We start from the raw sequence: 22307 nt of genomic DNA on the forward strand, positions 1-22307 counted from the left end.
AGTTCCAGTGCCCACCCTAGCCGCCACCGGGGTGGCGGCCAGGGGGACGAACCGGAGGTCTCAGGCGCCGGCCGCCGCCGCGATGGCGCGGCCCGTCAGCACCTTCGCCAGGTGGCGGCGGTATTCGACGTCGGCGTTGCTGTCCACCGGCGGATTCGTGCCTTCCGCCGCGTGCGAGGCCGCCGCGGCGATCGAGTCCGCCGTCGCCTGGACGCCGACCAGGGCCGACTCGACGCCCGAGGCGCGGACCGGGGTCGAGCCCATGTTCGTCAGGGCGACGCGGGCCTCCTCGATGACGCCCGCTTCCGTACGGACAGTGACCGCCACCGCGACCATCGACCACGCCTGGGCGACGCGGTTGAACTTCTCGTAGTGCGCCCGCCACCCCGTGTGTTTGGGGATGCGGACCTCGACCAGCAGTTCGTCCGGGGCCAGCGCGGTGGTGAACAGGTCGCGGAAGAACTCCGCGGCCGGCACCGTGCGACGTCCCGAAGGCCCGGCCACCACCAGCGACGCGTCCAGGGCGAGCACCGGCGCCAGCAGGTCCCCGGCCGGGTCGGCGTGGGCGATCGCGCCGCCGAGCGTGCCGCGGTGGCGGATCTGCGGGTCGGCGACCGTGTCCGTCGCTTCCTTGAGCAACGCCGCGTGCGAAGCCACCAAGGCGTCCCGCTGGACGTCGTAGTGCGTTGTCATCGCGCCGATGACCAGTTCGCCGCCCTCTTCGCGGACACCGCGCAGTTCGGCGACGCGCCCGAGGTCGATCAGGGTGGTCGGGGCGGCGAGCCGCATCCGCAGCACCGGCAGCAGGCTCTGGCCGCCGGCCAGCACCTTGGCGTCCTCGCCCGCCGCCGCCAGCGCCTGCACCGCTTCGTCCACTGTGGACGGTCGGACGTAGTCGAAGGGAGCCGGGATCACTGCGCACCTCCGGTGGCGTCGATGGAACCCAGCCCGCCGCCCGCTTCGCCGCGGCCCGGGACGCCGGCGTCGGTGGTGCCGTGCTGGATGGCGTGCCAGACCCGCATCGGGGTCAGCGGCATCTCGATGTCGTCGACGCCGAAGTGCCGCACGGCGTCGATCACCGCATTGACCACCGCCGGGGTGGAGGCGATCGTGCCCGCCTCGCCGACGCCCTTGGCGCCGAGCGGGTTCGTCGTCGACGGCGTTTCCGTGCGGTCGGTGGTGAACGAGGGCAGGTCGGCCGCCGACGGCAGCAGGTAGTCGGCGAACGTGCCGGTCGTCAGCGTGCCGCTTTCGTCGTGCTCGGTGCCCTCGAACAACGCCTGCGCGATGCCCTGCGCGAGCCCGCCGTGCACCTGCCCCTCGACGATCAGCGGGTTCACCGCGACCCCGACGTCGTCGACGCAGACGTAGGAGCGCAGCTTGATCCGGCCCGTCTCGGTGTCCACTTCGGCGGCGCACAGGTGCGTGCCGTGCGGGAACGAGAAGTTCTCCGGGTCGAAGGTCGCGTCCGAGTCGAGCGACGGCTCGACCCCGTCGGGCAGGTTGTGCGCCGCGAACACCGCGAGGGCGACGTCGCCCATGGTCGTGGACGTGTCGGTGCCCTTCACGGTGAACTTGCCGCCGGCGAACTCGAGGTCGTCCTCGGCGCATTCGAGCAGGTGCGCCGCGATCGGCTTGGCCTTGGCGATCACCTTCTCCGCGGCCTTGATGACGGCGATGCCCCCGACCACCAGCGAACGCGAGCCGTAGGTGTCCATGCCCTTGTGCGACGACTGCGTGTCGCCGTGCAGGATCTCGACGTCCTCGAACGCGACGCCCAGCTGGTCGGCGACGATCTGGCTCCACGCCGTCTCGTGGCCCTGGCCGTGCGCGGACGCGCCCGTGGTCACCTCGACCTTGCCGGTGGGCAGCATCCGGATGGACGCGTACTCCCAGCCGCCGGCGCCGTAGTCGAGCGAGCCGAGCACCCGTGACGGCGCGAGCCCGCACATCTCGGTGAACGTCGAGATGCCGATGCCGAGCTGCACCTTGTCCTTCGACGCGCGGCGCTTCTCCTGCTCGGCGCGCAGGCCGTCGTAGTCGAAGAGCTGCTTGGCCTTCTCGGTGGCGGCCTCGTAGTTGCCGGAGTCGTAGGTCAGCCCGCACACGGTCGTGTACGGGAACTCCTCGTGCTTGATCCAGTTCTTCTCGCGCAGCTCCAGCGGGTCCATGCCCAGCTCGACGGCGAGCTCGTCCATGATCCGCTCGATCGCGAACGTCGCTTCCGGACGCCCGGCGCCGCGGTAGGCGTCGGTCAGCGTCGTCGTCGTGTACACGTTGGTGCACGCGAAGTGGTACGCCGGGATCTTGTAGATCGCGTTGAACATGAACGCGCCGAGGATCGGCACGCCGGGGCCGACCAGGCCGTTGTACGCGCCGAGGTTGGCGAGCAGCTCGACCTTGAGGCCGGTGACCTGCCCGTCGCGGGTCGCGGAGATGGTGATGTCCTGGATCTGGTCGCGGCCGTGGTGCGCGGCGAGCATCGTCTCCGACCGCGTCTCGTTCCACTTGACCGGCTTGCCGAGCTTCTGCGCGACGAGCAGCGACATCATCTCTTCCGGCAGGACGCCGATCTTGCCGCCGAAGCCGCCGCCGACGTCCGGGGCGATCACGCGCAGCTTGTGCTCGGGGATGCCGAGCGTCAGCGCCGACATCACCCGCAGGATGTGCGGGACCTGGGTGGCCGACCACATGGTGATCTGCGAGCCGGTCGGGTCGACGACGCAGGCACGCGGCTCCATGAAGGCCGGGACGAGCCGCTGCTGCCGGAAGCGGCGCTTGAGCACGACCTCCGACGAGCTGAGCGCGTCCTCGACGTTCCCGCCGGTGCCGGCCTCGGCGGAGTCGAACTTCCACACCGCGCTCGTGTTGGTGCCGAGGTCCTCGTGGACGAGCGGGGCGCCGTCGGCGATCGCGGCTTCCATGTCGAGGACCACCGGCAGCTCGTCGTACTCGACGTCGATCTCCTCGAGCGCGTCGTGCGCTTCGGCGGACGAGCGGGCGACGACGACCGCGACGCCTTCACCGGCGAAGTTGACCGTGCCGGCGGCGAGCACCGGGCGGCGCGGCGCCTTCATGTCCGGCGTGATCGGCCACGCGCAGGGCATGCCGATCGCGCCGTCCGGGTCGAGGTCACCGGCGGTGTAGACGGCGATGACGCCGGGCGCGTCCTTGGCCGCCGACGTGTCGATCGAGACGATCTTGGCGTGCGCGAACGGGCTGCGCAGGACGGCCATGTGCAGCAGGCCGGGCAGCGTGATGTTGTCGGTCCAGCGGGTGCGGCCGGTGATCAGCCGCTCGTCCTCCTTGCGGCGGCGGGCCTTCCCGACCTCCGGTTCGATCGTGGCGGTCATCAGTCACCCCCCACGCCGACGTGCTTGTCCTCGGCGATGCGCTCGGCTTCGGGGCCGGCGCCGGGGCTCATGTGCTGCGCGGCGTCGCGGACCGCGCGGACGATGTTCTGGTAGCCGGTGCAGCGGCAGAGGTTGCCTTCGAGTCCTTCGCGGACGGCCTGCTCGTCCGGGTCGGGGTTGTCGGCCAGCAGGTCGATCGACTGCATGATCATGCCGGGGGTGCAGAACCCGCACTGCAGCGCGTGGTTGTCGTGGAACGCCTGCTGCACCGGGTGCAGCTTGCCGTCGCGGGCGAGGCCCTCGACGGTGGTGACCTCGCAGCCGTCGGCCTGCACGGCCAGCACGGAGCAGGACTTCACGCTGTGCCCGTCGAGGTGGACGGTGCAGGCGCCGCAGTTGCTGGTGTCGCAGCCGACGACGGTGCCGACCTTGCCGAGCCGCTCCCGCAGGTGGTGCACGAGAAGGGTGCGGGGTTCGACTTCGTCGGTGTACTTCGTCCCGTCGACGGTGACGGTGATGCGCATCAGGCCTCCAAAAGCCGGTTCGGGAACGGCCTGCCCGACAGTGATCGGGCTCACAGACTCCCGAGCGTGCTACGCGACCTTCGCGCCGACAAGTCCTGATGTCACACGTTCAACTACCTGTTCCGCAGATACGCGTCGATGCGGGAGGCAACTCCGTATGTGCGGAAGTCCGGATGGGTGAACTTTGTCGGCCACCTGGATCAGCGTCGTGCGGGGCTCCGCCCCGAGCCGGGGGCTCCGCCACCCGGACCCCCGAAAGCAGCGGTCAGCCGTGAATGCGTCCCGAAAGCTCCGCCAGCCGCTTACCCCCGCCACCCCAGCGCAGCGCGATGATCTCCGCGGCGATGGACACGGCCGTCTCCTCCGGCGTGCGAGCGCCGAGGTCGAGGCCGATCGGCGACGACAGCCTGTCCAGCTCCGCCTCGGTGATCCCCGCTTCGCGCAGCCGGGCGAAGCGGTCGTCGTGGGTCTTGCGGGATCCCATCGCGCCGACATAGCCGACGTCCAGGCGCAGCGCGACCTCCAGCAGCGGCACGTCGAACTTCGGGTCGTGGGTGAGCACCGCGATCGCCGTGCGCTGGTCGATGCGGCCGGCGTCCGCCTCCGCCCGCAGGTAGCGGTGCGGCCAGTCGACGACGACCTCGTGCGCGTCCGGGAACCGGCTGGCGGTGGCGAACACCGGCCGCGCGTCGCACACGGTGACCTGGTAGCCGAGGTAGGCGCCCATGCGCGCCATCGCGGCGGCGAAGTCGATCGCGCCGAAGACCAGCAGCCGGGGCGGCGGCTCGAAGGAGTTGACGAACACCGCCATCCCCTCGCCGCGGCGCTGCCCGTCCGGGCCGTAGTGCAGGGTGCCGGTGCGGCCGCTGGCCAGCAGGCCGCGCGCGTCGTCGGCCACGGCGTCGTCCATCCGCGACGACCCCAGCGAGCCCGCGGTGCGGTCCGGCCAGACGATCATGTGCTCGCCGACCAGGCCTTCGCGTTCGTGCTCGATGATCGTGACGACCGCGACCGGCTCGCCGCCGCGCACCGACGCGACGACGTCGCCGAGCTCCGGCATGGACGCGCGGTCGACGTGCTCGACGTAGATGTCGATGATCCCGCCGCAGGTCAGGCCGACCGCGAAGGCGTCGTCGTCGGTGACGCCGTAGCGCTGCAGCACCGGCCTGCGCTCGGCGACGACCTCCTGCGCGAGCTCGTAGACCGCGCCTTCGACGCAGCCGCCGGACACGCTGCCGGCGACGGTGCCGTCCGGCGCGACGACCATCGCGGCGCCGGGCGCGCGCGGCGCCGAGGAGAAGGTGGCGACCACGGTGCCGAGCCCGACGGTCTCGCCCGCCGACCAGCGGCGGAACACGTCATCCAGTACGTCACGCATCGGCGATCTCCCCGAGCAGTCGTTCCAAGGTGGCCAGGGTGTGCCCGGCCAGGAGCCGGTCGATGTGGGGCAGCGCGGCCACGATGCCCGACTGGACCGGAGCGTAGCCCGCACGGCCGGCGTGCGGATTCACCCAGAATACGGCGTGCGCGAGCCGGCGCAGCTGTGCGAGCTGCTCGCCGAGCAGGGCGGTGTCGCCGCGTTCCCAGCCGTCGGAGAACACGGTGACCACGGCGCGGCGCGCCACGCCGCGTCGTCCCCAGCGGTCGAGGAACGCCTGGAGCGTCTCGCCGAGCCGGGTCCCCCCGGCGAAGTCCGGCACGGCCGAGCCCGCCGCGAGCATCGCGCGTTCCGGGTCGCGCTGCCGCAGCTGGCGCGACACCCGCGTCAGCCGCGTGCCGAGCGTGAACACCTCGACCGACGGCGGCGCGGCCCGCGTGAGGACGTGGGCGAACCGCAGCAGGGCGTCGGCGTACGGGCTCATCGAGCCGGAGACGTCGATGAGCAGCACGACCCGCCGCGGCCGGCGGCCGCGCCGGGCGTGCACGAGCTTGAGGGGCTCGCCGCCGCTGGCCAGCATGGCGCGCAGCGTGCGCGACGGGTCGAGCCGTCCGCGCCGCAACGGCGTCCGCCGGGCGGCCGGGCGCTTCGGGAGGGCGGGCTTCAAGGTGGCCAGCAGCTCGCGGAGGTGTTCTCGTTCGGCGGTGGTGAGTTCGGCGAGGTCGCGGTGGCGCAGGACTTCGTGCGCGCTCGCGGCGACTTTCAGCTGGTCGGCGCCTTCACCGCCCTCGCCGTCCGCGCCTTCGGCCGCGGCGAGCGGGGCGATCCGGGCTTTCTTGGGCGCGGCGGCCGTGGCCCGCCGCGGAGTGGTGGTCTCGATCGAAAACCACTGGCTGAAGGCTTCTTCGTAGCACGGGAGGTCGTCGGGGCTCGAGCAGAGCGTCAGCCGCCCGGCCCAGTACAGCTGAGTGGGTTCGGCGAGGTCGATCTCGGCGACGGCGGTGAGGTACGCCTGCACGCGATGCGCGTCGCAGGCGACGCCGGCTTCGCGCAGCGCGGCGGCGAACCCGGCGTAACCCGCTACCGGATCGGAGACCGTGGTCATGTCTCCATTGTGCGCGCATTCGCGCCGCGGTGTCGGCGTCCCGGCGAGGAGTCGAACCTCGGACCTCGGCGTTCGTAGCGCCGCGCTCTGTCCTGCTGAGCTACCGGGACAAGGGCGGTCTGCGCGCGCCCCTCCCCGGGCAGGCGCGCAGACCGCGCTCTTCGCGGCGGCCGACCCAAGGTAGCGGCGGGTGGGCGCGAAGAGCTCTTCGGAAAGAAAAGGGAAATTCAGCGAACGACGCGGGAGATCGCGCCGCAGGAGTTCCGGTCTTGCCGTCGGGTCACGATCTCCTCCTCTCGGTGGGGCGTGCTGTGCTGTGGTGAAAAGAAGGATGCCCGAGTCCACCGGGAGCGGCAACGCAATTAAGAACGCCCGCCTCGATGGTCCTTTGTGGACCGTCGAGGCGGGCGCCGGGGGCAGCGGTCAGGCGGCGGCCTTGAAGCCGGGCTGGATGTTGGCGCAGCCGCGCAGCCCCGCCGTCTTGTTGAGCTCCAGCAGCGGCGGCAGCGTCTGCTGGGCGTAGGCCTTGAGTTCCGCGAGCTTCGCGTCGTCGACCAGGTCACGCCGGACGTGGTAGCTGACCCAGTTGCGCGAATCGACGGTCAGGTTGCCGATCGGCGGGTTGACGAAGATCGTCACGTATTCGCGGTCGAACCGCGGGTCCTTGTCGAAACCGAGCGTGGTGATCCACGAACCGATGAACGTGATCAGCTCGGGCTTCTCCTGGTTGAAGACGTAGTTGCGGACCCCCGTCACGTCGGACTCGTGCAGGTAGTCGGCGACCTGCTTGTCGCCGAGGCCGGCCAGGTCGAGCACCCGGATGCGGCTGCCCAGCGACGTCCCGCCGAGGTCGATCAAGCCGACCTGGGCGGTGTCGGGCAGCTTCAGGATGTCCGCGAAGCCGTTGATGGACCGGGCGTCGCGCTCGGCCACGATGCAGAAGGCGGTCTTGACGTTGGCGCGGTAGGACTTGCCCTGGTCGTAGAGCCCGCTCACCGAGCTGACCAGCGCCACCACCAGCAGGCAGGCCAGCGCGATCCGGCCGCGCAGCCGCGCCACGGCCAGCGCCTCGACGACCACGATCGCGCCCCCGAACGCACCGAGCGTCCAGACCGGGGTGGCGAACCGCAGCTGCCCCATCCAGTCGTACTCGAGCACGATGTAGGCGGCCACGGTGAGCCCGAACGGCACCATCAGGGCGGCCAGCCCGGTGCGCAGGCGCGACGGCCGGACGAGCAGCACCACCAGGCACGCGACGGCGACCGCGACGACCAGCCAGCCCACGTAGGTGACGATGTCGCCGGGGCGGGCGAGGTCCTCGATCGTCGGCGGCTCCTGCCCCTTCGCGACGGCGGTGTTCGGGACAAGACGGCCGAACTCGAACCAGCGGAAGACCAGGTAAGCCGCGTACGGCACGGCGAAGCCGGCGACGGAGAGGACGACCGCGCGGACGCTGCGCCCGAGCAGCTCCCGCTTGAGGAACAGCAGGACGGCGATCGGGTAGGCGCCGGCGTAGATGATGCCGTCGGGCCGGGTCAGCGCGGCGAGCACGGCGATCAGCCCGGTGCCGACGGCGACCTGGGTGTCGAGGAGCCGGCCGCTGTGGACCGCGCGCACGATGACCACCGCGAGCGCGGCGACCGTGAGGGCGTAGAAGGAGTTCTCCAGCCCGGAGAAGCACCAGATGACGAAGGACGGGATGGCGGCGAGCGCGGCACCGGCGGCGAAGGTGATCAGGGCCGGACGGCGGCTGAGCACCTTCGCGCCGAAGTAGAACAGCACGAGGATGGCGGCGCAGCAGGCCAGCGCGAGCGCCTTCGGGAACAGGATCTGGTCGTTGACGCCGAAGAGCGTCCCGTGGTCGAAGAGACCGACGAGCTTGCCGAGGGCGATCAGGACCATCCAGGTCGGGTTGGAGTACCCCTCGACCGGCGCGGCGCCGGGCTGGAGCACCGGCCCGAAGCCGTCGGCGAGGTTGCGCGAGTAGGCGAAGGTGATGGCCGAGTCGTCGATCAGCCAGTGACCGTAGAAGGTGGCGTGCACGGCGATCAACGCGGTGCCGCCGAGCACCGCGGCCACGGCGGCGAGCTTCCCCCGCCACCCGCGCCGCGCGGTCGCCGGATCGGCCGGGCCCGGCCGATCCGGTTCCGCCGCGGACGGCGGCCTCGTGTCCGTCGTCTCGGCCACGCTCATCCCCAGGTCCTCCTCGCTTCGACCACACCGGGCCCCCGACCCGGGGCGGTCAGGCGAACAAGGCGTCGAGTTTCGCCCTGACCCGGTCGAGGTCTTCGCTGTATTTCAGGACGGCCCCGAGTGTGCGAGCCGCCGTTGCCGCGTCCAGCTCGTCACGCTGAAGAGTGAGGAGAGCACGCGCCCAATCGAGCGACTCCGCTACTCCCGGTGGTTTCAGCAGGTCCATTTCCCGGAGCCGATGCACCGCTTCAGCAATTTGCCGAGCCAGAGCTTCACTTACCCGCGGGATCCTACGGCGCAGGATTTCGACCTCCCGCACCAGGTCCGGGTGTTCGAGCCAGTGGTAGAGGCAGCGGCGTTTGAGCGCGTCGTGCACCTCGCGGGTCCGGTTCGAGGTGAGCACCACCAACGGGGGATGCTCGGCGCGGACTTCCCCGTATTCGGGAATGGTCACGGCGTGCTCGTCGAGCAGTTGCAGCAGGAAGGCTTCGAACTCGTCGTCGGCGCGGTCGATCTCGTCGATGAGCAGGACGCAGGGCGAGCTGATCAGGGCCTGGAGGAGCGGCCGGGCCAGCAGGAACCGCTCGGTGTAGAGCGAACGCTCGGCGGCCTCGACGTCGAGGCGCCCCTCCCCGGCCGCCTCGAGGGCGCGCAGGTGCAGGAGCTGCCGGGGGAAGTCCCACTCGTAGAGGGCTTGGGCGGCGTCGATGCCCTCGTGGCACTGGAGGCGCACGAGCGGCCGTTCCAGCGCGGCGGCCAGCGCCAGGGCGAGCGACGTCTTCCCGGTGCCGGGCTCCCCCTCGCAGAAGAGCGGCCGGCCCATCCGCAGGGCGAGGAAGCCGGCGGTCGCGAGCCCGTCATCGGCGAGGTAACCGGTCGCATCGAGCGCGGCAGCGAGGTCTTCGGGCGAGTCCGTCACGCTGTCGATCGTAGGTGCTCAGCCGGGGCCCGCCAGATCACCGGGCCGGTCGACGTCCCGGCCGCTGCCGAGGTCACCGCACTCGATCAGCACAAGGTCCTCCCGGGTGGCGAGCCAGTCCCGCGCCCCGCGATCACCGTGGCTGGTGGCGGCGATGTCGCGCCACCACCGCCGGCCGAGCAGCACGGGGTGCCCGGGAACGCCGTCGTAGGCGGCCCGGGCGACGACGTCGGCGGAGGCCCGGCCGGCGACGCGGCCGACGATGTCGGCGCCGACCCACGGAAGGTCGACGAGGTGAACGAGCGCGGCGACGGGCCCATCAGCACGTTCGAGGGCGGCGAGGCCGGCGCGCAGGGAGGCACCCATGCCGGTCGCCCAGTCCTGAGCGGTGACGGCTTGGCCGGGCTCGGGCAGGAGGGCACGGACCTGCTCACCGGCGGCCCCGACGACAACCCGGACGGGCGCACACCCGGCGGCGGTGAGGGTGCGGAGGGCGCGAAGGACAAGCGGCTCCCCATCGACTTCGGCGAGGGCTTTGGGACCCCCGAACCGCCGCCCGGCCCCGGCGGCGAGCAGAAGGCCGGCAACCGGCGGCTCAGTCACGGACGCGATCCTTTCCGCTGATTGGCTCGGCTGCGGCGGGCTGCTGCTGCGGCTGGTCCTGGCGCGGCAGCCGGCTCGGGGACGGGCGAGGTCCGTTGCGCGGGCTCGACCGCCGGGGCCCTCCGGCCGACCCGCTCCGCACCGGCGGCCTCCGGCCGACCCACCGCCCAGCAGCACCTTTCGGCCGGCCTGCTCGGCCACCGGCAGCCTCCGGCCGACGCACCGCCCACCGGCAGCCTCCGGCCAGCCAGCCCGCTCGACCGCCGGCACTCTCCGGCCGACCCGCCGCCCAGCGGCACCCTCCGGACGGCCCGCTCGGCCATCTCGGCCCCTGCCTGCTCGGCCACCTCGGCCCCCGCCGGCTGGATCCGCTCAGCCACGGGCTCTCTGGGGGGCTCCGACCGCCAGGTCCGCCTCGATGGCGCGGGCCGTCTCCAGGAGTGGGGGGATCAGGTCTCTCTGCACCGACTCGGCCGTTGTGCGGCTTGCGTGGGTGGACAGGTTCACCGCCGCCACTACGGTTCCGGTGCGGTTGCGGATGGGGGCGGCCACCGAGCGGAGGCCTTCCTCCAGTTCCTGGTCCACCATCGCCCAGCCCTGGGCGGCCACCTTGGCCAACTCCGTGCGGAGGCGCTCGGGGGCCGTCACCGTGTGGGCCGTCAGGGGGTCCAGGCTGGCCACCCGGAAGTACTCCGCCAGCTCCGCCTCGGCGAGTCCCGCCAGCAGGACGTGGCCCATCGATGTCGCGTACGCCGGAAAGCGGGTGCCCACGTTGATGCTCACCGTCATGATGCGGGAGATCGCCACTCGCGCCACGTACACGATGTCGGTGCCCTCCAGTACCGACACCGAGCTCGACTCGTGGACCCGGGCCGACAGGTGCTCCAGGTGCGGCTGGGCCACCTCCGGCAGGGTCATGCTCGACAAGTACGCGTACCCCAGCTCCAGCACGCGGGCCGTCAGGGAAAAGTACTTGCCGTCCGTGCGGACGTAGCCCAGGTCGGCCAGGGTCAGGAGGAACCTTCGCGCCGCCGCGCGGGTGAGGCCCGTCGCGCGGGCCACGTCGCTCAAGGTCAGCTCGGACGCGCCCGCGTGGAAGGCCTTGATCACGGCCAGGCCGCGCTCCAGCGACTGCACGTGGTGGGCACCACGGTGCGCCGGTTCGCTGTCCAGCCGGACCTCGAACTGCGGCCTCGTCACGTCCATGCCCGGCACCCTATCCGGCGTCGGCGGGGCGGGCGCTCGGCTCGCCGAGCTCGGCCAGGGTGCGCTGGGCGATGGCGAACGCCGCGTTCGCCGCCGGTGCTCCGGCGTAGACCGCCGTGTGCAGCAGGACCTCGCTGATCTCCGCTGCCGTCAGGCCGTTGCGGACCGCCGCGCGGACGTGCATCGCCAGCTCGTTGTGCGCCTGCAACGCGGTGAGCGCCGCCAGTGTCACGCAGCTGCGCGTGCGGCGGTCGAGGCCGTCGCGGGCCCACACCGTGCCCCACGCGCCCTCGGTGATGTAGTCCTGGAACGGGCGGCTGAAGTCCGTGGTGCCCGCGACCGCGCGGTCGACGTGCTCGTCGCCGAGCACCTCGCGCCGCACCTTCATGCCCTGCTCGTGGCGGTCCGTCATGCTCGCTCCAAGTGGTCCAGGATCAGCCGGGTGAACTCCGCCGGCCGCTCGTAGCTGCCCAGGTGCGCGGCGTCCGCCACGACCTCCAGCCGCGCTCCGGATATGCCCTCGGCGATCGGCCGCGCGTGCTCGCCCGGCGAGGTGGCCGGGTCTTCCGCGCCCGCGATGACCAGGGTGGGGGCGGTGATCTTCGGGAGCAGCCCCAGCAGGTCCATCCGCTCGATGACGCCGCAGCAGGCCGCGTACCCCTCGGCCGGGACCGCCGCGATCATCGCCCGGAGGAATTCGGCCCGGTCCGGATGCCGCTCGACGTACCCCGGCGTCAGCCAGCGGCTCACCCCCGCGTCGGCCACGGCGGCGGTGCCCTCGGCGCGGACCGTGCGGGCCCGCTCGGCCCACATCGACGGCGGGCCGAGCTTCGCGGACGTGCAGCACAGCACCAGGCTCGCGACCCGGTCCGGCGCGTGGATCCCGAGCCACATCCCCGTCATGCCGCCGAGGGACAGGCCCACCAGGTGCGCCCGCTCGGCGCCGAGCTCGTCGAGGAGCGCCACGACGTCGGCACCCAGGTCTTCGAGCTCGTAGGGCCCCGGCGGGACCGGCGACGCGCCGTGCCCGCGCGTGTCGTACCTGACCACCCGGAAACCGCGCTCCGCCAACGGCGCGACCTGGGGCTCCCACATCCGCAGGTCGCTGCCGAGCGAACCGCCGAACACGACCACCGGCCCGTCCGCGGGTCCGTCCACGACCCGGTGCAGCTTCACGGCGCTCACGGCGTCACACCCGGAAGAAGACGGTCTCGCCGTCTCCCTGCAGCCGCACGTCGAAGCGGTAGCCGTCCTCGGTCTTCGCCGCGATCAGCGTGCCGCGCCGCTCCTCCGGGACCGTCGCCAGCACCGGGTCGCCGGAGTTGTCCTGGTCCTCGAAGTAGATCCGCGTGACGACCCGGTTGAGCAGGCCGCGCGCGAACACCGAAACGTCGATGTGCCGGGCCTGCGTGGTGCCACCCTCGCCGGGGACCACGCCCGGGAGCAGAGTGAGGATCCCGTAGGTGCCGTCGGTCTCGGTCGGGCAGCGGCCGAAGCCGCGGAACTCGCCGGACGCCGCGCCGCGCGGGTCGTCCGGGTGGCGGAAGCCGCCGTCCGGGTCGGCCTGCCAGGTTTCGATCATCGCGTCCGGGACCGGGTCGCCGTTGCCGTCGCGGACGGTGCCGCGGATCCAGAACGCGCCCGGCGTGCCCTCGGGCACGACATGCGGGCCGTCGGGCCAGGGCAGCCCGATCGACAGGTACGGGCCGACGGTCTGCGAAGGGGTGGGCAGCAGCCTGGTCATCAGTCTTCGTCCTCTTCCTCTTCGAACACCGACGCGTCGCGTCCGCGCAGCACGATGTCGAACTGGAACCCGAGCGCCCACTCGGCCTGCGTGATGTCGTGGTCGTAGCGGGAGACCATCCGCTGCCGGGCCTTCTCGTCCGGGATGGAGTTGAAGATCGGGTCCTGGGAGAACAGCGGGTCGTCCGGGAAGTACATCTGGGTGACCAGCCGCTGGGTGAACGCCGAGCCGAACACCGAGAAGTGGATGTGCGCGGGACGCCAGGCGTTGTCGTGGTTCTTCCACGGGTACGCGCCGGGCTTGATGGTGGTGAAGGTGTAGCGGCCCTCGCTGTCGGTCAGGGTGCGGCCGACGCCGTCGAAGTTCGGGTCGAGCGGGGACGGCCAGCGGTCGCCGGTGTGCCGGTAGCGGCCGCCCGCGTTCGCCTGCCAGATCTCGACGAGCGAGTCGCGCACCGGACGGCCGTCGCCGTCGAGGAGCCGCCCGGTGACGATGATGCGCTGGCCCTGCGGCTCGCCGGCGTGCCGGCGGGTGAGGTCGTTGTCGTGCTCGCCGAGGCGGCCGGGGCCGAGCAGCGGGCCGGTGACCTCGGTGAGCATCTGCGGGAGCAGGACGAGGTCCTGCTCCGGGTGCCGCAGCGCGGTGGAGCGGTAGCCGCTGGAGTCGAGGGGCGGGTGGGTGCCTTCGGGGTCTTCCCCGTAGCGCGGCAGCCTGAGATCGGTCGGAGTGGCCATTGCTGTTCTCCCTTACCGGCCTTCGAGGACGACGGCCAGCCCTTGGCCGACGCCGATGCAGATGGCGGCGAGGCCCCAGCCCCCGCCGCGGCGGTGCAGGTCGTGCGCCAGGGTGCCGAGGATGCGGCCGCCGGACGCGCCGAGCGGGTGCCCGATGGCGATCGCGCCGCCGTGGGTGTTCACGATCTCCGGGTCGAGGTCCTTCCAGTCGCGCAGGCAGGCCAGCGACTGCGCGGCGAAGGCCTCGTTGAGCTCGACCGCGGCCAGGTCGCCCCAGCCGATGCCGGCCCGCTCGAGGGCGATCTCCGCCGCGCGCACCGGGCCGATGCCGAAGACGTCCGGGTCGACGCCCGCCGCGCCGCGGCCGGCGATCCGGGCGAGCGGGGCCTTGCCCAGGCGGCTCGCGGCCGTTTCGCCGCCGAGGAGGAGGGCCGACGCGCCGTCGTTCAGTGGGGAGGCGTTGCCCGCGGTGACGGTGCCGTTCTCCTTGCGGAACACGGGCTTCAGCTTGGCGAGCTTCTCGGGACTGGAGTCGGGGCGGATCCCTTCGTCCCGGGCCAGGTCGACGCCCTCGACCGGGACGACCAGGTCGTCGTAGAAGCCCTCGTCCCACGCCTTGGCGGCGTTGACGTGGCTGCGGGCGGCGAAGGCGTCCTGCTCGTCGCGGCCGATGCCGTAGCGCTCGGCGAGCTGCTCGGTCGACTCGCCGAGGGAGATCGTCCACTGCGAGGGCATCGCCGGGTTGACCATGCGCCAGCCGAGCGCGGTGTTGTACAAGGTCTGGTTGCCGGTGGGGAACGCCTTTTCGGGCTTGGGCATGACCAGCGGCGAGCGCGTCATGGACTCGACGCCGCCGGCGACGACGAGGGAGGCGTCGCCGACCTGGATCGCCCGACTGGCCTGGATGGCCGCGTCGAGACCGGAGCCGCAGAGGCGGTTGACCGTGCTGCCGGGGACGGTCGTGGGCCAGCCGGCGAGGAGGGCGGCCATGCGGGCGACGTTGCGGTTGTCCTCGCCCGCGCCGTTCGCGTCGCCGAGGGTGACCTCGTCCACTGTGGACGGGTCGAGGTCGTTGCGCCGCTGCAGGGCGCGCAGCACTCCGGCGGCCAGGTCGTCGGGGCGGACGCCGGCCAGCGCGCCGCCGTAGCGGCCGAACGGGGTGCGGATCGCGTCGAGGATGTAGACGTCGGTCATGCGCTTGCCTTCTCCAGGTCTCGCAGGAGGGTCAGCTCCTGCTCCGTGGGGGCGGGGGTGGTCTCGAGGTCGTCGGACACCTTCAGTTTCCACCCCGTGGCCGCGACGGCGCTGTCGAGGTCCACGCCGGGGTGCAGCTGCGTCAACGTCAGTTCCGCCGTCTCCGGGTCCGGGCGCAGCAGGCCCAGGTCCGTCACCACCAGCGTCGGGCCGCGACCGGGGAGGCCGAGGCGCTCGCGGTCGCCCTTGCCGGTTCCGTGGCCGAACGACGTCACGAAGTCGACCTTCTCCACGAACGCCCGGGGGTTCTGACGCAGGACGACGAACACCTCACCGCACGAGGCCGCGATCTCCGGGGCGCCGCCCGCACCCGGCAGCCGGACCTTCGGGTCGCGGTAGTCCGAGCCGATCACCGTCGTGTTGATGTTGCCGAACTTGTCCAGCTGGGCGGCGCCGAGGAAGCCCACGTCGATGCGGCCCGGCTGGAGCCAGTAGTTGAACACCTCCGGCACGCTGATCACCGCGTCCGCAGTGTCGGCCAGCTCGCCGTCACCGATCGACAACGGCAGCCTCGACGGCTTGGCGCCCAGGCAGCCGGACTCGTAGATCAGCGTCAGGTTCGGGGCGTGGGCCCGGCGGGCGAGGTTCGCCGCCTTGCTCGGGAGACCGATCCCGACGAAGCAGGACATGCCGTCACCGAGGGCGCGGGCCGCCGCGACGCTCATCATCTCGTCGGAGGAGTACTGGGCGCTCATGCCTTCACCCCGGTCAGCTCGTTCAGCCACTTCGTGAACTGTTCGCGGTCTCGCCCGATCTTGTCCCACGCCTGGTACGCCGAGTTGTCCCGCTCGTAGTACCCCGCCGCGTACGACGGCTTCGCGCCACCCGGGACCTCGGCCACCGCCGTGACCACCCATGCGGGGAGCACGACCGCGCCGGGCCGGGGTTCCAGCTCGTCGACGATCTCCTCGACCGTCACCAGCGACCGCTTCGCCGCCAGCACCGCTTCCTTCTGGACGCCGGTGATGCCCCACATCTGCACGTTGCCGGCCCGGTCCGCGCGCTGGGCGTGGACGATCGCGACGTCCGGGTTCAAGGCCGGCACCGCCGTCAGCTTCTCGCCGGTGAACGGGCAGGTGATCGGCTTGATCGTGGCCGTCTGCGCCGGCAGGTCGGTGCCCGTGTACCCGCGCAGCACCGCGAACGGCAGGCCGGACGCGCCGGCGACGTACCGGTTCGCCATGCCCGCGTGGCTGTGCTCCTCGATCTCCAGCGGCACCGGCCAGTCGTGCTGGACGGCGTCGCGGAAGCGGTGCAGCGAGCCGACGCCCGGGTTGCCGCCCCACGAGAAGATCAGCTTGCGCGCGCAGCCCGCGCCGATGAGCTGGTCGTACACGATGTCCGGAGTCATCCGCACCAGCGTGAGGTCCCGGCGGCCCTGCCGGATGATCTCCTGCCCGGCCGCGACCGGGATGAGGTGCGTGAACCCTTCGAGCGCGACGGTGTCGCCGTCGTGCACCAGCCGGGTCACGGCCTCCTCCAGTGACAGCAGCTCCGCCATCCCACGCTCCGAATCCGTTCGCATCACGCACACTCGTTCTGAAACCGAACATAGCACGACGACCCGCGGCCCGACCAGACGTCTTCCACCCAATGGATGACGCACGCACGTCGAAGGGGACTTTCTCGCGGAGCACAGCGAGAAAGTCCCCTTCGAACAGGAAAGTCAGCCGATCCGGATCAGCCGCGAGCCGTGGGGCGGCACGGCGGACGCCGTCCACGTGCCCCGGAACCGCCCGAGATCCTGGCGCGCGACGAGGTCACGCACCGGCCGCGCCCCGGGGATCCCCAGGTCCACCGGGATGTCCGCGGGCGTGGCGCCGAGGTTGTAGACGGCCGCGTACCACCGGCCGTCCGGCGCGCGCTTCTTCCACACCTGGAGGTCCCCGCCGGTGACCCGGGTGGGGTAGGTGCCGGCCTGGTCGACCGCGATGACCTCGGGGTTCGTCAGGATCGACACCGCCGGGTCGTCCAGGAAATAGATGTCTCCCCCGACGTACAGCGGCGACGACGCCATGGACCAGAACGTCATGACGCTCTGCCGCTCGACGTCGGAGATCCCGTCCTGGATGCCGCTGCCCGTGTTGTTGCTGATCGGCATCGAGTCGAGGTCCGGCCGGTACTGCGGCCCGAACACGCCCAGCCAGCCCGGCAGGTCGGCCCACCGCGCCTTCACCGAGCTGTCCCAGGTGGACACCGTCTCGCAGTAGCACTCGACGTCCGTGTCGACGCGCACGCCGTTCGCGTACGGGGCCAAGGCGGAGCCGATCGACCGCGGCACCGGCCACGCGCTCGCGGTCAGCCACATCGGCCGCCGCGCGTGGTCGATGGCCGCCGACCAGGCCCTGATGTCGGGGACGTTGTCCGCGGTCGTCCCGTCGACCTTGACGAAGTCGACGCCCCAGGACGCGAAGCGGGCCACGATCGAGTCGTAGTACTTCTGCGCGCACGGGTTCGTGAAGTCGACCTTCCAGTTGCCGCCCCAGCCGTTCGACGGCGTCAGCGGCCGGGAGGCGATGTCCTGCGCGCGGCACGACGTCCCGAAGATCGGCGCGTTCTTGTCGTAGACCTCCTTCTCGAGCCCGGTCACGGCGTACAGGCCCAGCTTCAGCCCGAGCGAGTGCACGTAAGAAGCCAACGCCGGGATCCCGGACGGGAACCGCGTCGGATCGGGGTCGGGGATGCCGTTGACGTCGGTGTGGAAGACCCAGGACTGCGAAGCGTTCCAGCCCGAGTCGATGTTGACGTAGGTGTAGCCGGCGGACTTGAGCTTCGACGCCATCGCCGAAGCCGCGTCCCGGATGTGCGACTCGTTGAGCCACGAAGTGCCGTAACCCGCGCGGGTCGACGACTCGAGACTCCAGCTGCTCCAGCCCATGAACGGCTTGACGAACGGCGTCCGCGCGTCGGCCGGTGGCACCACCAGCGCGAAAACACCCAGGACAGTGAGGAAAACGGAAAGGAGGCGCTTCACTGAACACTCCTCGATAGGGGACCTACTCCTTGAGCCCGCTCGCCGCGATCCCGCGGACGATGAACCGCTGGGCGACCAGGAACATCGCGACCAGCGGCGCGATGGTGACCAGGGCGCCGGCGAACAGCGCCGGCAGGTTGACCGACTGCGCGGTCAGGAACGTCGAGAGCGCGATCTGCGCGGTCCACGACGACGGGTCCTGCCCGATCACCAGCGGCCACAGGAACGCGTTCCAGCTTTCGATGAACAGCAGCGCCCCGAGCGAGGCGATCATGCTCCCGGAGTTCGGCAGGACGAGCCGCCGGTAGACGCCGAGGTGGCCGAGCCCGTCGAGCCGCCCGGCCTCCTCGATCTCGGCGGGGAACCGCAGGTAGAAGTTGCGGAACAGGATGACGGTGAACGCGCTGAACAGGTTCGGCGCGATGATGCCCCACTCGGTGTCGACCCCACCCACCGAACCGACGACGACGAACGTCGGCACGAACGTCACCGACTGCGGGATCATCAGGGTGACCAGCACGTACGTGAACACCGCACGGCGTCCGGGCACGTCGATCCTGGCCAGCGCGTACCCCGCCATCGAGCCGAAGAGCGTGCCGACCGGCGCGGTCACGACCGCGACCAGGAACGAGTTCCCCAACGCGTGCGCCATCGGCACCGAGGTGTCGGCGAACAGGTCGCCGAAGTTCACCCACGACAGCGGGTCCGGCAGCCACGACCAGTCCGGCGAGCTGACCTGCTGCCGCGTCATCAGCGCGTTGCGCACCATGATGTAGAACGGCAGCAGGAAGATCACCGAAAGCACCGACGCCAGGACGTACTTCGGCGCCTTCCGGGAGACCGGGAGGACGGCCATCAGTCCTTCTTCCCGAAGCCGACGAACCGGCCCTGCAGCAGCGTGATCACGATGATGATCACCGTCAGCAGGAACGCGCCCGCCGAGCCGACGCCGTAGTTCTGGTCGCCGAGCGCGGAGTCGTAGAGGTACACCAGCGGCGGCTTCACCGGCGCGGTCGCCGTGCCGGAAAGCCCGGTGCCGAACAGGTTGTAGAACTCGTCGAACGCCTGGAACGCGGCGATGAGGATCAACAGCAGCACCGCCACGGACGTGTTCCGCAGCTGCGGCAGCGTGATGTGGCGGAACGCCTGCCACTTCGTCGTGCCGTCGAGTTCGCCGGCTTCGTACAGCGACGGCGAGATCGCCTGCAGCCCGGCCAGGAACAGGATCATGTACAGCCCCACCTGCAGCCACAGCCGCAGCGTCACGACCGCGACCCAGTACACCGGCGGGCTCGTCGTCGACAGCCACGGCACCGGATCGGCGCCGAACAGCCCGCCCACGACGTTCGCGACCCCGGACGGCAGACCGGTGTACAGCGCCATCTTCCACACCAGCGCCGCGACGACGTAGGACACCGCCGCCGGGATGAGGAACACCGTCCGGAAGAACGCCTTTCCGCGGCGGATGCTGTTGATCAGCACCGCGAGACCGAGTGACGCGACGAAGGTGATCGGCACGATGAAGACGGTGAAGATCGCGATGGTCGTCAACGAGGTCCGGAAGGCGTCGTCGCCGAGCAGGAACGCGTAGTTGTCGAAGCCGATCCAGTTCCCGAGCGTGATGGTGCCGCGGGCGTCGTTGAAGCTGAGCAGGAAGCTCCAGCCGATGGCGACGTACTTGAACAGCCCCAGCCCGATCACGACCGGCCCGGTCAGCACCGCGAACGCGCCGATCGCGCGCCAATCGCGACGCCGGCGCCGCTTCTTCGCGGGCGTCGCCGAGGCCGCCGGCGCCTCCATCACGGCCGTCATGCCAGCTGCTTGTCTACTTCGGCCTGCGCCTTCTTCGCCGCGTCGGCCAGCTCCGCGGCGGGGTCGGCCTGCCCGTTCGCGATCTTCGTCGCGGCCTGCAGGAACAGCGTCGCCGACGCCTTGTTCCACAGGCCCGAGTAGGACTTGCCGAACTGCTGGGAGATCGTCACGGCGTCCTTCGCCGGGCCGGTGGCGAACTCGGTCGTCCGCGCCGCGACCGGCTTGCGGGCCGGGATGTGGAAGCCGTACTTGACGCACCAGTCCTTCTGCAGGTCGGCGTTCTTGATCCACAGCCAGTCGATGTACTTCTTGACCGCGTCCAGGTTCGGGGACTTGGCGTTGGCCAGCTGGTACCAGCCGCCGACGCGGGCGACCTGCTTGCCCGCGTCCCCGAACTTCGGCCACGCGACGACGCCGAAGTCGTCACCCAGGGCCTTCTTGATGTCCGGCAGCGACCACAGCCCGCCCCACTGCATGGCCGTGGCACCGTTCGCGAACGCGCCCGGGTCGGACCAGTCGGTCGGGTAGCCCTGGAGGAGGCCGCCGGTGTCGTGCAGCTGCTTGAGCCCGCCGATCGCGGCGACGGCTTCGGGCGAGGCGAAGGCGACCTTCTTGCCGCTGGAGTCGAAGAAGTCGGCGCCGGACGACCAAAGCAGGAGGGTCGCCGCTTCGCCGACGCCGTCGGTGCCGACGTACAGGCCCTTCTGCTTGCCGCTGTTGAGCTTCCGCGTCGCTTCGAGCAGCTCGGCGAACGTCTGCGGCGGCTGGACGCCCGCGGCCTGCAGCGCGCTCTTGCGGTAGTACAACATCATGACGTCGTCGATCATCTTGACGCCGTAGACCTTGCCGTCGACGGTCACGGTGTCCAGTGCGGCCGGGCTGAAGTCCGCCTTGACCGGGTTGACAACGTCGTCAAGCGGCGCGAGCAGGCCGTTCTTGACGTTCTGGTAGCGGAAGTCGCCCAGCTCGAACAGGTCGGGCGCCTGCGCGGTGAGCATCGCCGAGTTCAGCTTGGTCTCGTAGTCGCCGGCGATCCAGCTGACGTTGATCGCGATGTCCGGGTTGGCCTTCGTGAACTCCTGCGCGTACCGCTGGACCGCTTGCTGCGTCCCGGATTCGCCGTACGCGTGGTACCACTGCTGCAACGTCGTCTTCGCCCCCGAGGAAGCGTTCTTGTTCAACGGGTCCGAGGCACAGCCCGCGAGGGCCGCGCCACCGGCGAAGAGGACGGAACCGACCAGGAAGCTTCGGCGATTCATGGGGCTCACAGGGACTCCTTAGACGCTCTCGGCGACGAAAAGACTTTGGATGGCGACGGCGGCCGCGCCCCGCGCCCACTCCTCGAACGGCAGCGGCCGGATCACCAGGCCGCACCGGGCGGCGCTGCCGAACGCCTGGACCGCGAAGGTCCGGCGGATCTGGTCCTCGAACAGGTCGTAGGTGGCGACACCTTCCCCGGAGACGACCACCCGCTCCGGGCCGAACAGGTTGACCAGCGCGGCCAGGCCGAGCCCGATCGCGTGCCCGGCCCCGGCGAACACCCCGCGCAGCGGTTCGTCGCCGCCGCGGGCGCGCGCCACCGCGTCTTCCATGGTCAGGGCCGGCTCTCCGGAAACCTCGCGAGCGAGGGTCAGGATCGCCTCGGTGGACGCGATCGCCTCGACGCAGCCGCGGCCACCGCAGTGGCACGGCGGCCCGCCGTCGGCGACCGGAACGTGCCCGATCTCGCCCGCGACGCCGTGCGCGCCGCGGATCAGGCCGCCGTTCACCACGAGCGCGCTGCCGATCCCCGTCCCCACCGTGACCAGCGCGAACGAGGACGCGCCGACGCCTTCGCCGAACCACTGCTCGGCGACGGCGAGGGCCTTGACGTCGTTTTCCAAGGTCACCGTGAGCCCGGTGGCCTCGTGCAGGAGGGCGGCCAGGGGGACGTCCCGCCAGCCGAGGAACGGGGAGTACCGGACGACGCCGGACGTCTGGTCGACGTCGCCGGACACCGCGACGCCGAGGCAGTAGGCGCGCTCGGCAAGGTCGCCGGACAGGAGTTCGCCGGCGAGGTCGGCCAGCGCCTGGACGACGTGACCGACGTCGTGGCTGGTCAGGGCGTGGTGGGCGCTGGCGCGGACGTCGGCGCGCAGGTCGGTGACCACGCCGATCAGGTCGTCCCCGGTGATCTTGACGCCGACGAAGTACTCGCGGTCGGGCCGGATGGCCAGGGGGTTCGCGGGGCGGCCTGCGCCGGGGGCAGTGCGGCCTCCGGAGGCGAGTTCTTCCAGGTAGCCGGCTTCGATGAACGGGCGGGCGGCCTTGGTGACCGCGGCGGAGGAGAGCCCCGTGCGGCGTGCGACGTCGACCCGGGCCACCGGCCCTTCGGTCAGGACCGTGGTGAACACGGTCGCGGCCGCGGGACTGGTGATCGGCGCCCTTGCCGGTGCACTGCGAGGCATGGCCGGAAGGCTAGGCGGCATTAATTAACTTCGTCAAGAATTTATTTTATCGCTGGTCAGC

At 71.3% G+C, this 22307-nt stretch carries 21 protein-coding genes and 1 tRNA gene; all 22 read right to left on the reverse strand.

Features of this window, described 5'->3' with window-relative positions; translation table 11 throughout:
• Nucleotides 1–60: 60 nt before the first annotated feature.
• The gene (locus tag DV20_RS14900; protein ID WP_043780511.1) at nt 61–915 is read right to left on the reverse strand and encodes an FAD binding domain-containing protein; all 855 of its coding nucleotides are present in this window, start codon (nt 913–915) and stop codon (nt 61–63) included.
• Nucleotides 912–3353 carry a xanthine dehydrogenase family protein molybdopterin-binding subunit gene (locus tag DV20_RS14905; protein ID WP_043780512.1) on the reverse strand — a complete coding sequence of 814 codons (2442 nt, stop codon included), beginning with the start codon at nt 3351–3353 and terminating at the stop codon, nt 912–914. The genes DV20_RS14900 and DV20_RS14905 overlap by 4 nt, the downstream gene beginning before the upstream one ends.
• Nucleotides 3353–3877, reverse strand: coding sequence for a (2Fe-2S)-binding protein (locus tag DV20_RS14910; protein WP_043780514.1), 525 nt, complete (start codon nt 3875–3877; stop codon nt 3353–3355). Before DV20_RS14910 ends, DV20_RS14905 begins: the two co-directional genes overlap by 1 nt.
• Nucleotides 3878–4142: 265 nt before the next feature.
• On the reverse strand, nt 4143–5255 hold the full coding sequence (locus DV20_RS14915; protein WP_043780516.1) for an XdhC family protein: 1113 nt from the start codon (nt 5253–5255) through the stop codon (nt 4143–4145).
• On the reverse strand, nt 5248–6360 hold the full coding sequence (locus tag DV20_RS14920; protein WP_043780518.1) for a vWA domain-containing protein: 1113 nt from the start codon (nt 6358–6360) through the stop codon (nt 5248–5250). The genes DV20_RS14915 and DV20_RS14920 overlap by 8 nt, the downstream gene beginning before the upstream one ends.
• A gap of 36 nt (nt 6361–6396) precedes the next feature.
• Nucleotides 6397–6470 (reverse strand) — tRNA-Arg (locus tag DV20_RS14925).
• Between the two features lie 313 nt (nt 6471–6783).
• On the reverse strand, nt 6784–8553 hold the full coding sequence (locus tag DV20_RS14930) for a hypothetical protein (RefSeq protein WP_043780519.1): 1770 nt from the start codon (nt 8551–8553) through the stop codon (nt 6784–6786).
• 49 nt (nt 8554–8602) lie between these two features.
• On the reverse strand, nt 8603–9472 hold the full coding sequence (locus tag DV20_RS14935; RefSeq protein ID WP_043780522.1) for an AAA family ATPase: 870 nt from the start codon (nt 9470–9472) through the stop codon (nt 8603–8605).
• 18 nt (nt 9473–9490) lie between these two features.
• Nucleotides 9491–10075, reverse strand: a complete 585-nt coding sequence (locus tag DV20_RS14940) for a nucleotidyltransferase family protein (RefSeq protein ID WP_043780523.1) — start codon at nt 10073–10075, stop codon at nt 9491–9493.
• A gap of 372 nt (nt 10076–10447) precedes the next feature.
• A complete protein-coding gene (locus DV20_RS14945; RefSeq protein ID WP_043780954.1) occupies nt 10448–11281 on the reverse strand; it encodes an IclR family transcriptional regulator domain-containing protein in 834 nt (277 codons plus the stop codon).
• Nucleotides 11282–11291: 10 nt separating this feature from the next.
• Nucleotides 11292–11693, reverse strand: a complete 402-nt coding sequence (gene pcaC, locus DV20_RS14950) for a 4-carboxymuconolactone decarboxylase (protein ID WP_043780524.1) — start codon at nt 11691–11693, stop codon at nt 11292–11294.
• On the reverse strand, nt 11690–12466 hold the full coding sequence (pcaD, locus tag DV20_RS14955; protein ID WP_043780526.1) for a 3-oxoadipate enol-lactonase: 777 nt from the start codon (nt 12464–12466) through the stop codon (nt 11690–11692). The genes pcaC and pcaD overlap by 4 nt, the downstream gene beginning before the upstream one ends.
• Nucleotides 12467–12470: 4 nt before the next feature.
• On the reverse strand, nt 12471–13025 hold the full coding sequence (gene pcaG / locus DV20_RS14960; protein WP_043780528.1) for a protocatechuate 3,4-dioxygenase subunit alpha: 555 nt from the start codon (nt 13023–13025) through the stop codon (nt 12471–12473).
• Nucleotides 13025–13759: a protocatechuate 3,4-dioxygenase subunit beta gene (gene pcaH, locus DV20_RS14965; protein ID WP_043780530.1), complete on the reverse strand. Its 735-nt coding sequence runs from the start codon at nt 13757–13759 to the stop codon at nt 13025–13027. Before pcaH ends, pcaG begins: the two co-directional genes overlap by 1 nt.
• Before the next feature lie 12 nt (nt 13760–13771).
• Nucleotides 13772–14953, reverse strand: a complete 1182-nt coding sequence (locus tag DV20_RS14970; RefSeq protein ID WP_043780532.1) for a thiolase family protein — start codon at nt 14951–14953, stop codon at nt 13772–13774.
• On the reverse strand, nt 14950–15708 hold the full coding sequence (locus DV20_RS14975; RefSeq protein WP_043780534.1) for a CoA-transferase subunit beta: 759 nt from the start codon (nt 15706–15708) through the stop codon (nt 14950–14952). Before DV20_RS14975 ends, DV20_RS14970 begins: the two co-directional genes overlap by 4 nt.
• Entirely contained in the window at nt 15705–16514 is an 810-nt protein-coding gene (locus DV20_RS14980; RefSeq protein ID WP_043780536.1) for a CoA transferase subunit A, read from the reverse strand. The genes DV20_RS14975 and DV20_RS14980 overlap by 4 nt, the downstream gene beginning before the upstream one ends.
• Before the next feature lie 165 nt (nt 16515–16679).
• Entirely contained in the window at nt 16680–17987 is a 1308-nt protein-coding gene (locus DV20_RS14985) for a glycoside hydrolase family 27 protein (protein WP_043780537.1), read from the reverse strand.
• A 22-nt stretch (nt 17988–18009) separates the two neighbouring features.
• Entirely contained in the window at nt 18010–18843 is an 834-nt protein-coding gene (locus DV20_RS14990; protein ID WP_043780539.1) for a carbohydrate ABC transporter permease, read from the reverse strand.
• The gene (locus DV20_RS14995) at nt 18843–19799 is read right to left on the reverse strand and encodes a carbohydrate ABC transporter permease (protein WP_043780542.1); all 957 of its coding nucleotides are present in this window, start codon (nt 19797–19799) and stop codon (nt 18843–18845) included. Before DV20_RS14995 ends, DV20_RS14990 begins: the two co-directional genes overlap by 1 nt.
• A complete protein-coding gene (locus DV20_RS15000) occupies nt 19796–21058 on the reverse strand; it encodes an ABC transporter substrate-binding protein (RefSeq protein WP_043780543.1) in 1263 nt (420 codons plus the stop codon). The genes DV20_RS14995 and DV20_RS15000 overlap by 4 nt, the downstream gene beginning before the upstream one ends.
• Nucleotides 21059–21076: 18 nt before the next feature.
• Nucleotides 21077–22246: an ROK family protein gene (locus tag DV20_RS15005; RefSeq protein ID WP_235190841.1), complete on the reverse strand. Its 1170-nt coding sequence runs from the start codon at nt 22244–22246 to the stop codon at nt 21077–21079.
• Nucleotides 22247–22307: the final 61 nt, after the last annotated feature.

The sequence above is a fragment of the Amycolatopsis rifamycinica genome (assembly GCF_000695625.1).
Taxonomy (GTDB): domain Bacteria; phylum Actinomycetota; class Actinomycetes; order Mycobacteriales; family Pseudonocardiaceae; genus Amycolatopsis; species Amycolatopsis rifamycinica.

Excerpts from the sequence above, each read along its gene's own strand:
- DV20_RS14905 (WP_043780512.1), bottom strand. The coding sequence starts at position 3,353 with ATGACCGCCACGATCGAACCGGAGGTCGGGAAGGCCCGCCGCCGCAAG.
- DV20_RS14910 (WP_043780514.1), bottom strand. The coding sequence starts at position 3,877 with ATGCGCATCACCGTCACCGTCGACGGGACGAAGTACACCGACGAAGTC.
- DV20_RS14915 (WP_043780516.1), bottom strand. The coding sequence starts at position 5,255 with ATGCGTGACGTACTGGATGACGTGTTCCGCCGCTGGTCGGCGGGCGAG.
- DV20_RS14920 (WP_043780518.1), bottom strand. The coding sequence starts at position 6,360 with ATGACCACGGTCTCCGATCCGGTAGCGGGTTACGCCGGGTTCGCCGCC.
- DV20_RS14930 (WP_043780519.1), bottom strand. The coding sequence starts at position 8,553 with ATGAGCGTGGCCGAGACGACGGACACGAGGCCGCCGTCCGCGGCGGAA.
- DV20_RS14945 (WP_043780954.1), bottom strand. The coding sequence starts at position 11,281 with ATGGACGTGACGAGGCCGCAGTTCGAGGTCCGGCTGGACAGCGAACCG.
- pcaC (WP_043780524.1), bottom strand. The coding sequence starts at position 11,693 with ATGACGGACCGCCACGAGCAGGGCATGAAGGTGCGGCGCGAGGTGCTC.
- pcaG (WP_043780528.1), bottom strand. The coding sequence starts at position 13,025 with ATGACCAGGCTGCTGCCCACCCCTTCGCAGACCGTCGGCCCGTACCTG.
- pcaH (WP_043780530.1), bottom strand. The coding sequence starts at position 13,759 with ATGGCCACTCCGACCGATCTCAGGCTGCCGCGCTACGGGGAAGACCCC.
- DV20_RS14970 (WP_043780532.1), bottom strand. The coding sequence starts at position 14,953 with ATGACCGACGTCTACATCCTCGACGCGATCCGCACCCCGTTCGGCCGC.
- DV20_RS14975 (WP_043780534.1), bottom strand. The coding sequence starts at position 15,708 with ATGAGCGCCCAGTACTCCTCCGACGAGATGATGAGCGTCGCGGCGGCC.
- DV20_RS14980 (WP_043780536.1), bottom strand. The coding sequence starts at position 16,514 with ATGGCGGAGCTGCTGTCACTGGAGGAGGCCGTGACCCGGCTGGTGCAC.
- DV20_RS14990 (WP_043780539.1), bottom strand. The coding sequence starts at position 18,843 with ATGGCCGTCCTCCCGGTCTCCCGGAAGGCGCCGAAGTACGTCCTGGCG.
- DV20_RS14995 (WP_043780542.1), bottom strand. The coding sequence starts at position 19,799 with ATGACGGCCGTGATGGAGGCGCCGGCGGCCTCGGCGACGCCCGCGAAG.
- DV20_RS15000 (WP_043780543.1), bottom strand. The coding sequence starts at position 21,058 with ATGAATCGCCGAAGCTTCCTGGTCGGTTCCGTCCTCTTCGCCGGTGGC.
- DV20_RS15005 (WP_235190841.1), bottom strand. The coding sequence starts at position 22,246 with ATGCCTCGCAGTGCACCGGCAAGGGCGCCGATCACCAGTCCCGCGGCC.